Genomic DNA, 18,111 nt, shown 5'->3' with positions numbered 1-18,111 from the left:
CGCGTCCAATAAACCCGACTTTAACGGAAGGACGCGACATGTCTTCGACCACAACTATTGCACATGACAAATTGGCACGGCTGATTGGAACACCCGGCTGCCCGGTACTCATTGACGTGCGGATCGATGAGGATTTTGACCTCGATCCGCGATTGATCCCCGGCGCGCGCAGGCGATCCCACAGGGATGTTGACGTCTGGGCAAATGAGCTTCACGGCAAACGATCAGTCATCATCTGCCAGCAGGGCAAGAAATTGAGCGAGGGCACCGCTGCCCTGTTGCGGTATCATGGCGTCGCCGCTGAAAATCTGGTCGGCGGCCATGAAGCCTGGAGCAATGCCGGGCTTCCCGCCGTTCCCCTGGCAAAACTCCCCGCTCTCAATCCTCTGGGAAGGACGGTATGGGTCACACGGGCACGGCCGAAGGTGGACCGGATTGCCTGCCCCTGGCTGATCCGCCGCTTTATTGATCCGGATGCGGTCTTCCTGTTCGTCACGCCTGCAGAAGTAGAAGCGGTTGCCGACCGGTTCAACGCGGCAGCCTTTGACATTGAGAATGTCTTCTGGAGCCATCGCGGCGCGCTTTGCACCTTCGACGTGATGATCGAAGAATTTGGGCTCAACACGGAGCCGCTGTCTCGGCTGGCGGCCATTGTGCGGGGGGCAGATACGGCCCGTCCCGATCTTGCACCGGAAGCACCGGGGTTGCTGGCAGCTTCACTTGGTCTGTCGCGCCTTTTCTCCTACGATCTGGAGCAGCTTGAAGCCGGCATGATACTCTACGACGCATTCTACCGGTGGTGCCGGGATGCCACCGACGAAACGCACAACTGGCCCAACAGAAGGCCGGGAGCGTGAGATGGTCCAGATTGTCGGTGCCGAAAGGGAGGTTGCTTCTGCAACCTCCCGAGACCACGATATTTCCTTTGCTGAAGCGGTCCGTGTCTGGGTGCGCATTGCCGCGTTGAGCTTTGGCGGACCGGCCGGGCAGATAGCGATGATGCATCGCATCCTCGTTGATGAGAAACGATGGATCGGCGAGGGCCGGTTTCTGCATGCGCTCAATTATTGCATGCTGCTACCCGGACCTGAAGCCCATCAACTTGCCATCTACATCGGATGGCTTCTGCACAAGACCAAAGGCGGACTTGTCGCAGGCATTCTATTTGTCCTGCCGGGCTTTCTGTCGATACTTGCCCTAAGCTACATCTATGTCATCTTTGGCAATGTCGGTGTCATCGAAGGATTGTTCTTCGGCCTGAAAGCGGCTGTCCTTGCCGTCGTGTTGCAGGCGGTCGCGAGGATCGGCAGGCGGGCACTCAAGAATGAAGTGATGGTGCTTATTGCCGTCGCGGCGTTTTTGGCAATATTCGCATTCCGTGTGCCGTTCCCGCTTATCATTCTGGCGGCTGCAATCATCGGTTATTTTGGCGGCCGCTCGGGATCACAATGGTTTCAGCTGGGCGGCGGACATGGACGTTCGGGTCCCGGACTTGCGGACCGGGATTCTGTCCTTGGCGAAGAGACACCGGCACATGCGCGCCCAAACCTTCTCTGGTCGTTGAAGATATCGGCCGCCTTTTTGCTCCTCTGGCTCATCCCCGTGGCAGCTCTTCTATTGATCCTCGGGCCGGACAATGTGTTCAGCCAGATCAGTATCTTTTTCAGCAAGATGGCGATGGTGACGTTCGGCGGCGCTTATGCGGTGCTGTCCTATGTGGCACAGGAAGCTGTTCAGAACTATGGCTGGCTCAAGCCGGGCGAAATGCTCGATGGTCTTGGTATGGCCGAAACCACGCCGGGGCCGTTGATACAGGTCGTGCAATTTGTCGGATTCATGGGCGCATTCAGGAACCCGGGGACGTTATCACCACTGATGGCTGCAACCTTCGCTTCCGTCCTGACGACGTGGGTGACCTTTGTTCCGTGCTTTCTCTGGATATTTCTTGGGGCACCCTTCATCGAAGGCTTGCGCGACAACAAGGCGTTGACGGGAGCCATGTCAGCAATCACGGCAGCAGTTGTTGGTGTGATCATGAACCTGGCAATCTGGTTTGCCCTTCACCTGCTGTTCAACAAACTCATCCACTGGCAGGCATATGGTATCGAGCTGGACGTTCCCGTAGCAAATTCAATCCATGTACCGTCACTGCTGCTGACACTTGCCTCCATCGTTGCGATCTTCCGCTTCAAGCTCGGGATGATCCCGGTGCTGCTGATGTCGTCATGTGCCGGAATCATCTGGAACGCAGTGACGTGAAATATCTGAGGTTGAGTGTGGAGAGGCCAGGGCCTGGCCGGGTGCCGCTGCATCGCTTTTACAACAAATGGGGCTGCGTGCGGCAGCTTCCGGCTTGAAGTTCGGATCAAGCATCCCCACGTGATTCATAAGTGAAATCAGCGCGTTTGCTGGTTTTACAGACAACGACCGAAACGCAGAAAGGAGCGAGACGGTGCGTATGAAACGACGGGCTGTCATCCTTCCGGTATACTGAGCGCAACAACGCGCCTGCTGCCGGATCGGGTTCGGCCAGGAGGTGCGTTATGAAGCGCATTCACATCCACAGAACGATTATATCCGTGCTTGCGGCAATGTTGATTACTGCGAGCGGTACCATTGCCAATGCACAGGACATCGTCTGTGCAAAGCATGCCCTGATTGTCGAGTATTTGAAGGGTGAGTTCCAGGAACTTCAAAGGGCTTTCGGGCTGGTTGGAGACAAGGCAATCCTTGAGCTGTTTCTTTCACCCCATGGGGCCACCTGGACCATCGTTATCACAGATGTTTCAGGCAGGAGCTGCATTCTTGCAGCCGGCGATTCCTGGGAGCAGAGGCTTGAGGTTCCGGAATTGAAGACGTGAGGGTGGCCGCTGAAACCTATGACAGGTTTGTCCAGGGAGCGTGCGCATATGATTGATCCGTTTGAAAAGCGGCCCGATGGGTTATCGCACTTCTCCATATAATCCGATCACTTCCGTGATAGGTGGATTGTCAAAGGATATTGACGATCTGTGCGCGCCGACGGAGTGATAATGGCTGCTGAATTTCCACACTATTGTCAGGCGGTGATACGCATCCATGTCTAAGAGAACGATAATCAACATTGCGATTGCGTGTCTCACTCTTTCGCCCGCATTGCCCGTATCCGCCGATACGGTCAAAGGCCCCGCCCGTTGGATTGGCAGAACAGATATTGCTTCAAAGCGTTTTGCTTGGCCGGGCAGCGGTGTTGAACTGCGCTTTATTGGAACAAGGGCCGAGATCACGCTTATCGATGATGGCAACAACAGCGTTATGGTCGAGCTCGATGGTCAGGCGAACCGGCTCGATCTCGCCAATGGGCGCAAGACATATGTGCTGGCAGAAAACCTTGAACAACGCGCGCATACTATCAGGCTCACACGGCGCACTGAGGGGCAATTGGGACCGACGCAGTTCGTCGATGCAATCACTGATGGTACTTTTGTCGGGGCAGGGACACCTGAAAAGCAGATTGTCGTCATCGGCGATTCCATCTCGGCAGGCTATGGTATCGAAGGCAAGAGCCACACATGCGCATTTTCGCCTGATACTGAAAACCAGTATCTTACCTATGCTGCGATTGCGGCGCGCAGTTTTGGTGCGGAAATTACAACGCTCGCTGCCTCTGGCCGCGGTGCAAGTATCAATGCCGACGGCACGTTAAATGGCACTTTACCACAACTGATGGACCGGACGATGCCTTTCGATGACGCCCCATTGGCTAACGCCGAAGAGGCTGGCAGGCCCGATGTAATTGTCGTGCATCTCGGCACGAACGATTTTGGTAACAAAAGGCGGCCAAGAACTTTTGAGAAAGACTATGGGTACCTGTTGACCAAGCTTCGCGCAGCACACCCTGATGTGATCATTTATGCTGCCATTGGCCCCATGCTGGATCAATATGATTTTCCGATTGCGCGCGATTCAATCGCCGAAATTGTATCGGCACGGGTCAATTCGGGAGACAAATCACTTCACAAGCTCGTCTTTGAACCTGGCATTGGTGGGATTGGTTGCGACTGGCATCCTGACACGGAAGCAAACATAGAGATGGCCAGGCAACTTGAGGCAGCTATCATCAGGGACCTCGGTTGGAATATCCGATGATTTTACCCAGCTTGACAGGCCAGGAGCTTTCGAAACTCTTGCCCTTCCTGACGCGAATACTCCGGGCCATCCAATATTAATATGGATCGACTTACCACTTACACGCGATTAAACAGGAGCTAGCACCAAGCTGGGGGATAGCGTGAACAACAAACCAATGCAGCTGAAATCATTGCAACAGGGCCGTGGGTTAGCGGCGATGGCGGTCGTTGCCTTTCATCTTTCCTTGTTGCTGCAGGAACCCCGATACCTCGGCAAAGCAATCCTTCTCGACTTTACCCATCGTGGCAATCTGGGGGTCGACTTCTTCTTCGTTTTGTCGGGCTTCATAATCGTCTTCGCCCACCAAGGAGATATCGATCACCCCCGGCGGGTCGCCGACTATTTAATGAAACGCTTGATCCGCCTTTTTCCGGTGTATTGGCTTTACACGGCAATTTTCTGCACATTGGTAGGACTTGGATTTGGAAGCGCGGCAATTTTTCCGGAAACGTCCGGCAACTGGATTTCGACGATCTTTCTGATCCGTCTCGACAGTTTTGAATTACCCATCACGCCAGCATGGACACTGATCCATGAGGCAGCCTTCTATCTTGTCTTTGCCACTCTGATATTCAATCGAAAACTGGGTGTTCTGGTTATGGTTGCGTGGATCATTGCCGGCGGCATCGTATTCCAGTATCCAAATGAGGGTTTTAGATCGCCGTTAACGACATATTTCTCGCCCCTGAATTTCAATTTCATAATCGGCATGGCCGCATTCTATCTCTGGAAAACGTCGCGATACCAAGCCCTCAAAATCGCCTTTCCAGCAGGACTGGCGCTCTTGGTCATAACTTATGTCATTGAAAGTAACTGGCTTCCCTACGAATACGTCCAGATCGCTTATGCTGTATCGTTCGGTCTGCTGATTGCAGGCGCTGCAGCATGGGAGGCAAATGGCTTTCCGGCTTCCCGTTTTCGCCTACTCAGCTTGATTGGCGATGCTTCCTACACAATTTATCTCACCCATCTCGCCTTTCTCGGGCTCATAGCCAAGTTTCTGACCAAAGTATCAGGCCTTGTCCCGATAAATTCATATGTTTTCTATTTCGTCGCATTCGTAGCCGCGGTTTTCAGCGGCTGCATTCTCTACCTTTTTGTAGAGCGTCCATTGCTGAAGGCCTGCAGAAAATATTTACTTGGCGACAAGCCAGCACCGTCCCTTGCAACCAAAGTTGTCTCGCCCAACTCTCCTTGCGCGCGTTAGCGCAATGGATATGGATTGATTGTTGCTTCCCATTACATGAAATATTGCGACGTATGGCATAGTGATACTAGTCAGGCTTTGACACTATTTGCACGCGGGCCTGCAGCCGCAAACCAAATACAGAAAACATAAGGGCAAACCACAAAGGGCTACCGCTCTGGAAAAACAGGCTTTCCACACAGGCCGTATAAATAGCATAGAGCCAAATTCGGACGAACAATCTTGTAACATCAGGGTTATTCGAGGAGGCATAAGCTTTCGAAACATCGATCAAAGGAAGAAGCCAAAGCCATAAAAGCGTCAAGACCAGCCCAGGCACCCCCGCCGAAAGAAGTGTTTCCACGTAAGCATTGTGAGCACTGGTTGCGTTGACTGCCCATGTTTCCAGCCGCCCTCCACTGTAGACTAGGTCGGACGTTTGCCAGAACGCCTGAAGGCCATAACCGGTGATCGGCTTCTTGGCGATGGCCGAGATTGCGAACTCCCATATGTCCGACCTATTGGTGAACGTCGTGTCCACGCCTAATGATTTGACGAAAGAACGGATTGGTTCGTTGACAACAGAACCAAGGGTGACGGCGTTGACTGCGACAATCCCTCCCACAGCGATTGGTATCCGGCTCCATCGCCATTTTTCAAACCACCATGCAATTATCAGGATCGCGGGCAAGGCCGCGCTGGATGTTTTACCGCCGGTATTGAAGAGGAATATCGCGGACAGCAGAACGACAGCAATGCCAAGCAAACGCATTCCGGAACTGTAGACAAACAGCCCAAAAAACACCCCTACAACCATTATCGCAGCGGCTGCATTCTTGTGAATAAATTGGCCGCGCCAGAAGCCCGCCAACATTGGTTCTCGTATATCCGAGGCCTGATGGATACCAATGTTCGGGATAAAGATAACCCCGAAATAGGCAACGACAAGCATGATAAGCGCACCAGCTCCAAGCAGCTTAGCAAAGTGAGCATCAGACCGCGGAAGGAGCAAAATAACACCTGCATTTATGCATGTCATGAAGGCCAGGACAACGCGCTTGACGGCGATATCTGAATGCGCGGAGAGAACTGACACGATCAGGTACCAAGAGAAGAGCAAACACAGCAGAATGCGTGGTTGCAGAATGGTAGAGCGCAAAGGACTGCGAAGACCAACAATCAGCAAACTGCCGGAGAGCAATAATGTGACGATCTGGTTGATTAAGTTGGAATTGCCCGCGAGAGGATCGGCGCTCGACGTGTTCAGCGATACTGAATAAGGGCTTGTCGTAACCCAAAAGAAAAGGAATAGGGCGATGAACAGAAAAGCGCTTGTTTTTCCTGGTTGCTCTACGCTTTCGTAGGTCTCATTTCCAAATGTAGACAAACATACCGCCTGATGTGCCCCCCAGAAATACATTGGCGCAAGGGGTTTACCCGTCAATGCAATGAGAACAAGATAAGCCGCAATTTTATATCCATTTATCAATGATGATCATTGATAAATGGATTTTGAGCCACATTAAAGCCCCCCAAACTGGACCATGCGCGTTTGTAAGACCAAGCCAACCGCTTGGCAAGTTGAGCTTCAAACCTGTTCCGCACAAAAGAGCCCGCGGCAACCCAGGCCGTCCAATGGGCGCTGTTATCTTGTCTTGGGTTGAACGAATTGTTGCAACTGATCAGGGGGTGAAACAGCGCATTGCCGCAACGTTCGAGATGCTGGACGCCAGCGATGCGATAACGCTTTCTCATGGAGCCATGCAATGTACTTATTTGCTGTCATGCCCGGGTCAAAGTACCGTTTTGCACCGGCCAATGCTCACTCAGTCCAAGTCGAGGCCGTGATAACAATCAAGGGGAGAGGCGGAAATGAAGCATCGCTTAACAGGTCGCATACTGACTTTGTCGCTGGTGGCGCTTGCGCTGCTTTGTTCGAATGCTGTGCGAGCGCAAGATGCGCTTTCGGTCATGAGTTTTGGTGGCGCTTACCAGGAGGCGCAACGCAAGGCGGTGTTCGAATCCTATACCGCCGAGACCGGGGTCAAGATCGACGAGCAGGAGTACGGCGGCGAGATCGCCAAGATCAAGGCGATGATCGAATCCGGCAACACCACCATCGATGTCGTGGATGTCGACGCGCCAACGCTTCTGCAGGGATGTGACGAAGGGATTTTCGAAAAGATCGACTGGGCGAAAATCGGACCGCAGGACGATTGGATCAAAGGCACAACGTCGGAATGCGGTGTCGGCACGATCGTCTATGCGACGGCCATTGCCTATGATGGCGCCAAACTGCCGGACGGCCCAAAGACGATCAAGGACTTGTTCGACATCAAGAAATTTCCGGGAAAGCGCGGCCTCTGGAAAAATCCGGCAACCAACCTGGAATTCGCATTGCTTGCTGACGGCGTGTCGCCTGATCAGGTCTACGAAATACTGTCGACACCGGCGGGCGTGGACCGGGCCTTTGCCAAACTCGACACGATCAAGCACAGCATTGTGTGGTGGGAAGCTGGCGCCCAGGCCCCCCAGTTGCTCGCTTCGGGTGAGGTGACGATGACGACCGCGTGGAATGGCCGCATCTACAATGCCAACAAAGAAGGCAGAGATTTCCGGATCGTCTGGGACAACCAGATCCTCGATTCCAATTATTGGGTCATCCCCAAAGGCGCTAAGAATGCCGATGGATCTCTGGCATTTATTAAGTACGCTGTTGAGCCCAAGGTGCTCGCGGGTATAACCAAATATATTCCTTACGGCCCGGTCCGGAAATCGGCGGCCCAGTTCGTGGCGCCGCAGGACGCGAAGAATCTGCCAACCAGCCCACAGAACCTGACGGTTTCCCTGACCCTCAACAATGGCTTTTGGGCTGATAACGGAGACGAAATACGCAAGCGGTTCACCACCTGGCTCGCGCAGTAGTGAAGATTTCCGGAGGAGAGCATTGATGAACTTTTCCCAGCGAATGTCACTTGCAACGGACAGGCCAGTTGATGCTCTCGTTCGGTTTGAGGATGTAAAAAAATCCTACGACGGCATCAACTTCGTCGTGAAGGATCTTAACCTCGACGTCTTCCGCGGCGAGTTCCTGACCATGCTGGGACCTTCCGGCTCCGGCAAGACCACGACGCTGATGATGCTGGGCGGTTTCGAGCAGCCTACGCTTGGCCATATCTTGCTCGATGGCAAGCCTGTCGAGCGCTTGCCGCCGGAGAAGCGCAACATTGGCTTTGTGTTCCAGAACTATGCGCTGTTTCCACACATGACAGTGGCGGAAAATGTTGCGTTTCCACTACGCTATCGTGGCATCACGGGCGCTGCCGCCAAGGAAAAGGTCCGCCAAGCCCTTGGCCGTGTCAGCCTCGAAGCGCTGGGCGACCGTCGTCCAGCGCAGCTTTCTGGCGGCCAACAGCAACGGGTCGCGTTGGCCCGCTCTTTGGTGTTCGAGCCTGCATTGGTGCTGATGGACGAGCCGCTCGGCGCGCTCGACAAGCAATTGCGTGAACGCATGCAGATCGAAATCAAGCAACTGCAGACCTCGCTCGGCATCACCATGGTCTACGTTACGCATGACCAGTCCGAAGCATTGACCATGTCGGACCGTATCGCTGTGTTCCATGACGGGCGCATCCAGCAGCTTGCAGATCCGGAAACGCTGTACAACGCGCCAGCCAATCGCTTCGTTGCCTCCTTTATCGGCGAGAACAACTCGCTGCCATGCACGTTGCTCGGGTGGGAAGGGGGACTGGCCGTCGTGCGCATGGCCGACGGCACGACGCTCAAGGCAGCCGGTGCCAATGTGTCCGGCATGGGCGTAGACATGAGTATATCCATACGACCGGAGAATATTTCGCTGGCAGGCCAGCGGCCCCATGCCGGGTTCAACCGCTTTTCGGGCATGGCACGCGATGTCTTCTTCCTCGGCGACCACATGCGGTTGTCGATCGAGGCATTTGGCGGCCAGCTTGTCACCGCGCGCATACCGGCGCTGCAAGCGCGGCATTTCGCATTAGGCACGGATGTCGCCTTTGAGTGCAGCATTTCCGAATGCCGTTTGCTGGAGGAGTGAGCCATGACCGCAGTGGAAGTAGACCGCATAAATGTCTTCATGGCCGTGCGCAGAGCCCAGAGACCCGCCCGGCGTGCCGCGCTTTCGCTAGCCCTGCCGCTGATCGTCTTCTTGGCGATCGCCTTTGTAGCTCCAATCCTTTACCTGCTTGTCACGGCGGTAGGCAATCCGGAGACACGTGAGGTGTTGCCGCAGACATTGCGGGCCCTCGAAAGCTGGGATGGTATTTCGACACCGGACGAGCCAGTCTACGCCGCGTTCGCTAACGACTTGAAGGTCGCCAAGGACAAAAGCACGGCCGCCTTGCTCGGCAAGCGTCTCAACTATGAGATTTCCGGCATGCGTAGCCGCGTGCTGGCGGCTGCGCGGATGGTCGAAAAACTGGATACTGGTCCGTATAAGGAGAAGTTCCTCGAACTCAACAAGGATTGGGACTCGCGCGAAACCTGGGAGATCATCAAGCGCAACGGTGCTTCCTTCACTCCCTACTATATGCTGACCGCGCTCGACCTCCAGCAAGCTAACGGGTCGATCAAACGCGTGCAAGGTGACCAGGCGATCTTCCTTGACGTGCTGGCTCGTACGTTGTTTGTCGCTGGGCTGGTAACCCTGTTCACCCTCATCCTGGGCTATCCCGTCGCCTATGTGCTGACCATAGCGCCCAAGGCAATTGCCGGCTTCATGATGCTGATGGTGCTGCTTCCATTGTGGACGTCGCTGCTGGTACGCACGACCGCATGGGTCGTGCTGTTGCAGTCGGATGGCATCATCAACGACGTGCTGACGGCCTTGCATCTGACAAGCGAGCGGCTTCAGCTGATCTTCACACGCACCGGAACGGTCATCGCAATGACGCACATCCAATTGCCCTTCACCATCCTGCCGATCTACAGTGTCATGCGCTCGATTCCCGCTACGCAGCTCAGGGCGGCTCGCTCGCTCGGGGCTCCGCCATCTTCGGCCTTTTGGCGAATCTATGCGCCGCAGACGCTGCCTGGCGTCGTTGCCGGATGTTTGATGACCTTCATCCTGTCACTTGGCTACTACATAACGCCAGCGCTTGTCGGCGGGCCGCGCGACCAGATGGTGTCCAACTTCATCTCGGTTTACATCAATCGCGATCTCAATTGGGGTTTGGCGGCCGCTCTCGGCGTGGTCCTGCTTGTTGTGACGCTGGCAATTTACCTGTTGTTCCTGCGCCTCGTTGGCGCGGACAAGATCAAGCTGGGGTGACGCCATGTGGCTGCCTTCTTACACGACGCCATCCGAACGCCTGATGCGCACGCTGGTATTGGCGTTCGCCGTTGCAGTGCTTCTGTTCTTGATTGCGCCGCTGTTCATCATTGTGCCGCTGTCCTTCTCGAAGGACCCATTCTTCACCTTGCCCGTACGGGAGTATTCCCTGCGCTGGTATGCCGATTTCTTTGGCAATACGCGCTGGATGAATGCCATCTTCAACAGCGCGGTTGTCGCGGTGATGACGACGGTCCTGGCGACCACGCTTGGCACGTTGGCGGCACTCGGCATCTCGCGCGCCGATTTCCCAGCCCGGCGGCTGATCATGGCCCTGCTGATCGCGCCGATGATCGTACCGATCGTCATTGTGGCTGTCGGCAGCTATCTCTTCTTTGGCCAGTTCGGTCTGACGAACACGCGTATAGGACTCGTCCTGGCGCATACTGCTCTGGCGACGCCTTTCGTGGTCATCACGGTAACGGCGACGCTCTCCACCTATGACACAAATCTGACGCGTGCGGCATTGAGCCTCGGCGCATCGCCGTCGTCGGCGTTCTTTCACGTAACGTTGCCAAACATCATGCCGGGTGTGGTGTCCGGCGCGATCTTCGCCTTTGCGACCTCGTTCGACGAGGTGGTCGTCGCGCTGTTCATGACGGCGGCAGAACAGCGAACGCTTCCCGTGCAGATGTTTTCTGGCATCCGCGACCAGATCAATCCAACCATCATGGCCGCCGCGACTCTGTTGCTTGCGTTGTCGATCATCCTCTTCACGATACTGGCTCTCATGACCCGGCGTCGGGTGAAGTAGTCAGTTATGGTCTCTCTTCGGCGCGGGTGCCAAAGTCGTTCTCAATCGACCTTGGCTGTACCTTCGCCGGCGACGAACATATCGGCGAATCGTGCAGCAAAACTCTGCGCTACAGTCGACCGCTTGCGGTCAGGACTGACATAGATGCCGACCACGACATCGGCAAGCCGGGGCAGGTGGCCCGACGGTTCGACGATCCTGAGTTTCGCGGGAATAATCCGACGCGCCAGTACCGTCAGGCCGAAGTCTGCGCCCACAGCGGCCTCGAGGCCGGCGAGACTTGGGCTCGTATAGACGATCTCGAAATTGCGACCATCGCGCTGCAGCGCGGTCAGCATGTTGCGGCGATAGAGGCATCCTTCGGGATAGCAGACGATGCGCAGTTCGCTTTGTCTTGCGATCTCCTCCGACAGTTTTGGGGACTGCGCTCCGCAAACCCAGGCTAGTGTCTCCTTCCAGGTCATGAATGCGCCTTCGGAAGGCCCGTCCGCGGTCATCGCCACGACAATGTCAAAGAGACCATTGCGCAAGCCTTGCAGCAAATTGTGCGACAGATCGCATACGACGTCGAAGGTCAGGTCGCCGCCATCATGCGCTAGGCTAGCCATCAGCTTGGGCAGGAAATGATCGGCGTAGTCGTTGGGAATGCCGAGCCGAAGCCGGCCCTTGCTATCACGCTTGGAGAGCTTCAGCATCATGTCGTCGTTGAGAGCCAGGATCTGGCGCGCATAGCCGGCAACGAGTTCGCCCTGTTCTGTGGTCTGTGCGCTGCCTTCCTTGGCAAAGAGCGAGACCCCAAGCAGCTCTTGAAGGCGCTTCATCTGCAGGCTGATGGCTGGCTGCGTGCGGCCAAGCTTTTCCCCTGCTCGCGTATAGCCACGCAGGTCGATAACGGTGATGAAGGCGCGGAGAAGGTCGGTTGGGATGCTGCGCATGGTTAACTCCACATTTACCGATTAGATCACGGCGCTCCAAACACACGCAAACGGGCCCTCCTATCCAGGAAGACCCGTCAGGATTCACGCTCGTCGACGATCACGCCTTGACGATGTTATGCTCCGGACCAAACGGGAACTTGGTAATGTTTTCCGCGCCGTCGTCGAGCATAACCAGAATGTCGTGCTCGCGATAGCCGCCGGCGCCCGGCAACCCTTCCGGGATAGTCAGCATCGGTTCCATCGAGACAACCATACCTGGTTGCAGCACGGTATTGATGTCCTCACGCAGTTCAACGCCTGCTTCCCGGCCGTAATAATGTGACAGCACGCCGAAGGAGTGACCGTATCCGAACGAGCGGTAACCGAGCAGATTGTGACTGCGGTAGATTTCGTTCAGCTCCGTAGCGACGTCGCCGCAGCGTGCACCAGGCTTCAGAAGTTCCAGACCGCGACGGTGAACATCGCAGTTGATCTCCCAGATTCGCAAGTGCTCATCGCTGGCATGGTCGAGGAACAGCGTACGCTCAAGCGCGGTGTAATAGCCCGAAATCATGGGAAAGCAATTGAGTGAAAGGATATCGCCTTTCTGGATCTTGCGTGATGTCACCGGGTTGTGAGCGCCGTCAGTGTTGATTCCCGATTGGAACCAGACCCAAGTGTCCATCAGTTCTGCATGCGGAAAGGTTTCGGCTATATGCCGGACCATGGACTGTGTGCCGGCCAACGCGATCTCATACTCGGGCACGTTCTCGCGGATAGCCTTGTAGATCGCCGCGCCGCCGATGTCGGCGGTACGCGCACCTTCCTTTATCAGAACGATTTCTTCTGCCGACTTGATAGTGCGCAGCCACATGGTCGGCGCGCCAATGTCGACGAACTCGACGTTTGGGAAAGCGTCCTGCAAAAGCTTCCGGAATTCGAGGTTGACGTGGTCGAATTCGATGCCGATGCGTTTTACGCCCGGCAGTGTCTTTTGCAGAGCGTGGAAATAGTTGTCGCGTTGCCAGTCCGTGTAAGTGATGTTGTCACCGAAGGTGCGGCGCCAAGGCTGGCCTGCATCAATGCCCGCCGAAACCGACAAGGCTTTCTCGGCGGTGACTACGAAGGCATAGCGGCGACCGAAATAGCAGAACATGAAGTCCGAGAAATAGCAGATGTTATGGTAGGAGGTCAGTACTGCCGCGTCGAGTTTCAATTCGGCCAGAATACTGCGCAGCCCATCCTGACGGCGCGTCATCTCGGCGGCGCTGAAGGTGGCGATGGCCTTCTCGCCATTATGCATCTTCTGCAGACGCAACAGTTCATTGGGCATACCCGTGGCGTAGACGTTCATTCTTTCCTCCGCATCCAAATCGGCTCAGGTTGGAAGCGGACTATAAAAATTTGTCCGTGCTGCAGGAAATGAGAAGTCGATATCAAGCGATTAGTGTTCTTAATCGCCGAGCAAAGTTACAAACAGGCCTGCCCTCGGGATCAATGACATGCAAGCTTCAGCAATGGGTGAGGCGTTCATTGACGCTACCATGTCAATCGGCTGGAGAGTGCCTGGATCCAGATCTTATGGTGTGTCAATTCGAGCCACATCTTTTCGGGAAAACAGCAGACTAATTTTACGCGTTGCTTCTAAACATCATGGTTGCATTCCGCGTACGGATGCTCTGACTTGAGTGGGGGTCTGGCCGTATATCCGCTTGAAAGATCGCGCGAAGTGAGACGCATCACCGAAACCCACATCGAGTGCTATGTCAATCATTGGTGATTTGGTTTGCATCAGCAGTTTCTTTGCCCATTCCATTCTAATTTTAATATAGGCCTGCCCCGGGGACATCCCCGCCTTTTGGTGAAAGAGGCGTTCGAGCTGGCGGCGGGACAAGCCAACGGAGGCCGCCAGACCATCAAGAGATATCTCGCGATCAAGTTTCTGTTCCATCATGATGAGGGCGGTCTTAACTCGATCATCATCGCAGTCGAGGTGAAGCGGTCGCCTGGGTTGGACGTCGTGACCAAAACGGACATTTTCAATCTGTAGAACCTCTAATGCGTTGCGCTCTGCGGCCTTACCAATGTATTGCCTGACCAGTGAAGCAGCCAGATCGGCACTGCTGGTACCTCCTGCACATGACCCCCTGGATTTGTCCAAAGCAAAGATTCTGTCCGATCGGACTTCATGGTCCGGAAATCGCTCGTGAAATGCTTGAAAGTGCAGCCAGCTCACGCAAGTCTCGTGATTTTTCATAAGCCCAGCGTCTGCCAAAATGAAGGAACCGGTACAAAGACCGATCAAACAGATGTTCTTAGCGTCGGCTTCCTTAAGAAAGGCAATTGTCTGTCGGTCGATAGGCTCTTCAACCGATAACAGCCCCCCAACCACGACAATGCAGTCAAATTTTGCGGGGTCGGTGAGATTGGATGTTGGGGCGACCTGGATTCCGCAACTTGCGGTAATGAGGTGTTGCGTGCTGGCGAGAACTTGCCAATCTGCCGATACGCGACCTGAGCGATCCAGCTCATCGCTGGCTAGCCTCAACGTGTCGGTGAACAATGCGAAGGCAGATAGGGTGAATGATCTTGCGAGTATGAAGCCAATCTTCAACCTGTTTGCTTTTACAATTGAGCGCTGCACGCGTTACCCTTCCCACAACATGATCAGTTCTTCGAAAGCGCCCGAGCTTTTGGTGAGCAGCTTTAAGCCCGCCACGCATAACAGATTTACGCCCGGCCTCGTGCAGCCGAATATGCCTGCAGCAGCAGCGCCGTTTTAATCCAGGAATGCCTTAGCCATCGCTGCGGGAGGTAGACTGTGCCGCTCCCGTAGCAGGCAAAATAGTCAATATGGTCCTCAAGAGAAACAAGATCGACTTTCCTGCAGCATTCAAAAATCATTCTGACTGCCAGCATATTCTGGGCATTGTCGGATTCAACGTAAATCGGTGTGAAGAAGAAGTCTAGTTCGGCTTTGTCACGTTGCCTGTAGCCTAATCGTCGTCTGCCGGGCGCATCTCAACAGCGAGACGCCGACCTCGGCCGCCAACCGCTTCCTCGATCTCGTTCTTTCCAATAAATGGCCGCGGCGTGCTGGAATTTGTTTTTGCCTGAGGCTCTGTCGGGACAGCTCTCGCGCTCATGAGGAGGCGAGTGTCGCAATGGGGCTAGACCTTCGGTGCGGTTGTTGTTATCCGCAAGACTTGTTGCGATGCTGAAGACGTCGCCGAAACATCTGCGTAGACACCTAGGGCTCCGTAAAGTGAAAAAAGTAACACGTGGTTTTGCCATCGAGTACAAATCGAGGCGGCGAAAATCGGAACCCAAATCGAACGCGATTTGGGGAAATCTAGATCTTAAGACTGTTATTCAAGACCTGCAGAACGAGGCAATGCCCCTTTTGCAAACAGACGCTCAGGATAGTAATCTCGATGACGATTTATTTTTGTCCGAAGAACAGGTGGGGTCATTATTGACACCGCCGGTCGGACAGCCGACAACTGCGCAAGATTTACAGGAGACAAAAATGACCGACGAAGAAAACACGACGCTTGATGTTGGAGCTCCAGCCGCTGCGGGAGCCGATATACCTAAGAAGCCGCGGAAACCTCGCGCCAAGAAGGTAATCGGTGAAACGCTGTCCGGCGAAGTTGCTACAGCGTTGGCAGATGGAAAGCAGAAGAGGGGACGTAAGCCTAAGTCTGACCAAGGTGGGAGCCACGCCAAACAAGTACGTAGCAAACGTGCTTCGAACGCGGTGCAAACAACAACGGCATCGTCGACAAATGAGATCGCCGATCTTCAGAAACTTGACGAGGAGAACCAAAGACTGCGCAAGCTGCTGGCTGATAAGCTCCGTGCTGAAAATGCCGATCTCCGAAAGCGGCTCAACCTCGGCTGATCGGCAGAACGCGGTCAAGCGTTTGTCTCATTTTTGCGCTTACCAAGATATGCATTCAGCAAGAGTGCCGGATAAAGAGAAGGATCTGCCTAAGTCGAGTTCTCTTCGATCAAAAGGCTGCTACTTTGACGTCTCTCGGCACCACTCTTGAAACGATTGCGGCTCGCTATGCTAACGAAACTGCAGATCCGGTTACACGGCTACTTGAATATGCGCGTGGAGAATAGGGCTTTGTTGCAAACTTTCAGTAAGGCGATATGAACCACTGTGACTTGAACGCCTGCTTGATTGATTCAGCTGCCGCCGCTTTTCAATCCATAGTCGGCAAGGGAGTCATCTTCGGCCTTGAAGCCGAGTCGCTCGAAGAAGGCCTGGCTGCGATCAGGCTCGGTCGCATGGCGGTTCCTCCGGAAGCGGCGCTATCGGCACTGGCTTCCAACATAATGCAAGCCACGAATATCGTGTAGTCGGGAAGTAGGCCTGGAAGCCCGGAAATGGAGATACATGCAGCCCCTTTACCTGTTTGTATGTCTCGTCGAAATTCCAGTTGCGGGTAATAATGCGCGTCCTGCGATTGAACCGTTCGAGCAATTTAGGACTGACATAAATCGCCCAGCGATGGATCGTGAAATATTCGATTAAAATGACGGCCCTTGAACATCACCATTCGGCAAAAGAGCCGTCTTTATGCCGCCAGATCGGGTTGCGCCAGCGATGTCCTTCCCTGGCGCGTTCGATGACATATTCCTCATCGATCTCGATGCCGAGGCCGGGACCTTCCGGAATTGTCACATAGCCATCCTCGTAGTGAAAGACGGATTTGTCCTTGGCGTAGTCGAGCAGATCATTGGTGCTGTTGTAGTGGATACCGAGGCTCTGTTCCTGGATGAAGGCGTTGTAACTGACGGCATCAAGCTGCAGACAAGCTGCCAGTGCAATCGGGCCAAGCGGGCAATGGGGTGCCAGAGCCACGTCGTAGGCTTCGGCCATGGCTGCGATCTTGCGGCATTCCGTAATGCCGCCCGCGTGGGACAGATCCGGCTGGATGATATCAACGGCCCCTTGCTCAAGAACGCTCTTGAAATCCCAGCGGCTGTAAAGGCGTTCGCCCAGTGCAATCGGCGCGGAGGAAAATGCTGCAATTTCCTTGAGCGCCTCACGGTTTTCGCTCAAGACAGGTTCTTCGATGAACATCAGGCGGTAGGGATCAAGTTCCTTGACCAAGGCCCGGGCCATCGGCCGGTGGACACGGCCGTGAAAATCGACCGCAATGCCGATGTTCGGTCCCACTGCTTCACGGACAGTCGCGACACGTTCGATGACGGCATCGATCTTGTCATGGCTATCGACGATCTGCAGTTCTTCCGTCCCGTTCATTTTGAGCGCGGTGAAACCCCGGCTGGTGACGTCAAGCGCACCGGCGGCGATGTCAGCCGGCCGGTCACCGCCGATCCAGGAATATACCTTGATACGGTCGCGCAGTTTGCCGCCGAGAAGTGCATGGACAGGCACGCCCAGCGCCTTGCCCTTGATGTCCCAAAGCGCCTGATCGACACCGGCGATCGCACTCATCAGGATGGGGCCGCCGCGATAGAAGGCGCCGCGATACATCACCGTCCAGTGGTCCTCGATCAGACGCGGATCCTTGCCGATCAGATAATCGGCAAGTTCTGTGATTGCAGTTTCAACTGTATGCGCCCGGCCTTCGACAACGGGTTCGCCCCAGCCGCTGACACCTTCGTCGGTTTCAATTTTCAGAAAGAGCCAGCGCGGGGGAACAATGAATGTCTTGAGTGCGGTGATTTTCATCGTCTG

Annotated in this window: 17 protein-coding genes; 11 read left to right on the top strand and 6 right to left on the bottom strand. The window is 54.9% G+C overall.

Annotated features, from left to right (window positions below; genetic code table 11):
* The first annotated feature begins 38 nt into the window (after positions 1–38).
* The 5 genes from ACTJJ7_RS23610 to ACTJJ7_RS23590 all read left to right on the top strand — a co-directional run bounded on the left by ACTJJ7_RS23610 (position 39) and on the right by ACTJJ7_RS23590 (position 5,377).
* A complete protein-coding gene (locus tag ACTJJ7_RS23610) occupies positions 39–857 on the top strand; it encodes a chromate resistance protein ChrB domain-containing protein (protein ID WP_440969012.1) in 819 nt (272 codons plus the stop codon).
* 1 nt (position 858) lies between these two features.
* Positions 859–2,259 carry a chromate efflux transporter gene (gene chrA / locus ACTJJ7_RS23605; RefSeq protein ID WP_440969011.1) on the top strand — a complete coding sequence of 467 codons (1,401 nt, stop codon included), beginning with the start codon at positions 859–861 and terminating at the stop codon, positions 2,257–2,259.
* Between the two features lie 284 nt (positions 2,260–2,543).
* Positions 2,544–2,861, top strand: coding sequence for a hypothetical protein (locus ACTJJ7_RS23600; protein ID WP_440969010.1), 318 nt, complete (start codon positions 2,544–2,546; stop codon positions 2,859–2,861).
* A gap of 217 nt (positions 2,862–3,078) precedes the next feature.
* On the top strand, positions 3,079–4,128 hold the full coding sequence (locus ACTJJ7_RS23595; protein ID WP_440969009.1) for an SGNH/GDSL hydrolase family protein: 1,050 nt from the start codon (positions 3,079–3,081) through the stop codon (positions 4,126–4,128).
* Between the two features lie 142 nt (positions 4,129–4,270).
* On the top strand, positions 4,271–5,377 hold the full coding sequence (locus tag ACTJJ7_RS23590) for an acyltransferase family protein (protein WP_440969008.1): 1,107 nt from the start codon (positions 4,271–4,273) through the stop codon (positions 5,375–5,377).
* Between the two features lie 67 nt (positions 5,378–5,444).
* Here ACTJJ7_RS23590 and ACTJJ7_RS23585 read toward each other — a convergent pair whose 3' ends face one another.
* Positions 5,445–6,845 carry an O-antigen ligase family protein gene (locus ACTJJ7_RS23585; protein WP_440969007.1) on the bottom strand — a complete coding sequence of 467 codons (1,401 nt, stop codon included), beginning with the start codon at positions 6,843–6,845 and terminating at the stop codon, positions 5,445–5,447.
* Positions 6,842–7,111, bottom strand: a complete 270-nt coding sequence (locus tag ACTJJ7_RS23580) for a hypothetical protein (protein ID WP_440969006.1) — start codon at positions 7,109–7,111, stop codon at positions 6,842–6,844. The genes ACTJJ7_RS23585 and ACTJJ7_RS23580 overlap by 4 nt, the downstream gene beginning before the upstream one ends.
* A 117-nt stretch (positions 7,112–7,228) precedes the next feature.
* On the opposite strand from ACTJJ7_RS23580, the gene ACTJJ7_RS23575 reads away from it, so the two are divergent.
* The 4 genes from ACTJJ7_RS23575 to ACTJJ7_RS23560 are packed head-to-tail and all read left to right on the top strand — an operon-like array spanning position 7,229 to position 11,475.
* On the top strand, positions 7,229–8,281 hold the full coding sequence (locus ACTJJ7_RS23575) for an ABC transporter substrate-binding protein (protein WP_440969005.1): 1,053 nt from the start codon (positions 7,229–7,231) through the stop codon (positions 8,279–8,281).
* Between the two features lie 25 nt (positions 8,282–8,306).
* Positions 8,307–9,428 (top strand): ABC transporter ATP-binding protein, encoded by a 1,122-nt coding sequence (locus tag ACTJJ7_RS23570; protein WP_440969004.1) that lies wholly within the window; start codon positions 8,307–8,309, stop codon positions 9,426–9,428.
* Between the two features lie 3 nt (positions 9,429–9,431).
* Positions 9,432–10,661, top strand: a complete 1,230-nt coding sequence (locus tag ACTJJ7_RS23565) for an ABC transporter permease (RefSeq protein ID WP_440969003.1) — start codon at positions 9,432–9,434, stop codon at positions 10,659–10,661.
* Positions 10,662–10,665: 4 nt separating this feature from the next.
* Positions 10,666–11,475 carry an ABC transporter permease gene (locus tag ACTJJ7_RS23560; protein WP_440969002.1) on the top strand — a complete coding sequence of 270 codons (810 nt, stop codon included), beginning with the start codon at positions 10,666–10,668 and terminating at the stop codon, positions 11,473–11,475.
* A 41-nt stretch (positions 11,476–11,516) separates the two neighbouring features.
* Here ACTJJ7_RS23560 and ACTJJ7_RS23555 read toward each other — a convergent pair whose 3' ends face one another.
* The 3 genes from ACTJJ7_RS23555 to ACTJJ7_RS23545 all read right to left on the bottom strand — a co-directional run bounded on the left by ACTJJ7_RS23555 (position 11,517) and on the right by ACTJJ7_RS23545 (position 15,036).
* A complete protein-coding gene (locus ACTJJ7_RS23555) occupies positions 11,517–12,410 on the bottom strand; it encodes a LysR substrate-binding domain-containing protein (protein ID WP_440969001.1) in 894 nt (297 codons plus the stop codon).
* A 100-nt stretch (positions 12,411–12,510) separates the two neighbouring features.
* Complete coding sequence (locus tag ACTJJ7_RS23550) at positions 12,511–13,725, bottom strand: M24 family metallopeptidase (protein WP_440969046.1); 1,215 nt, start codon at positions 13,723–13,725, stop codon at positions 12,511–12,513.
* 318 nt (positions 13,726–14,043) lie between these two features.
* Entirely contained in the window at positions 14,044–15,036 is a 993-nt protein-coding gene (locus ACTJJ7_RS23545; protein WP_105734705.1) for a GlxA family transcriptional regulator, read from the bottom strand.
* Positions 15,037–15,657: 621 nt separating this feature from the next.
* Here ACTJJ7_RS23545 and ACTJJ7_RS23540 point away from each other — a divergent pair.
* Both ACTJJ7_RS23540 and ACTJJ7_RS23535 read left to right on the top strand, forming a co-directional pair.
* The gene (locus tag ACTJJ7_RS23540) at positions 15,658–16,296 is read left to right on the top strand and encodes a transcriptional regulator (RefSeq protein WP_440969000.1); all 639 of its coding nucleotides are present in this window, start codon (positions 15,658–15,660) and stop codon (positions 16,294–16,296) included.
* Between the two features lie 257 nt (positions 16,297–16,553).
* Positions 16,554–16,763: a hypothetical protein gene (locus tag ACTJJ7_RS23535; RefSeq protein ID WP_440968999.1), complete on the top strand. Its 210-nt coding sequence runs from the start codon at positions 16,554–16,556 to the stop codon at positions 16,761–16,763.
* A gap of 193 nt (positions 16,764–16,956) precedes the next feature.
* Here the strand turns inward: ACTJJ7_RS23535 and dgoD are convergent, their stop codons facing one another.
* A complete protein-coding gene (dgoD, locus tag ACTJJ7_RS23530) occupies positions 16,957–18,105 on the bottom strand; it encodes a galactonate dehydratase (protein ID WP_105734707.1) in 1,149 nt (382 codons plus the stop codon).
* Positions 18,106–18,111: the final 6 nt, after the last annotated feature.

The sequence above is a fragment of the Phyllobacterium sp. 22229 genome (genome assembly GCF_052056495.1).
In the GTDB taxonomy this organism is placed as follows: Bacteria; Pseudomonadota; Alphaproteobacteria; order Rhizobiales; family Rhizobiaceae; genus Phyllobacterium; species Phyllobacterium myrsinacearum.
Note: the sequence above shows the minus strand (reverse complement) of the source record. Positions and strands in the feature narration are given on the sequence as shown.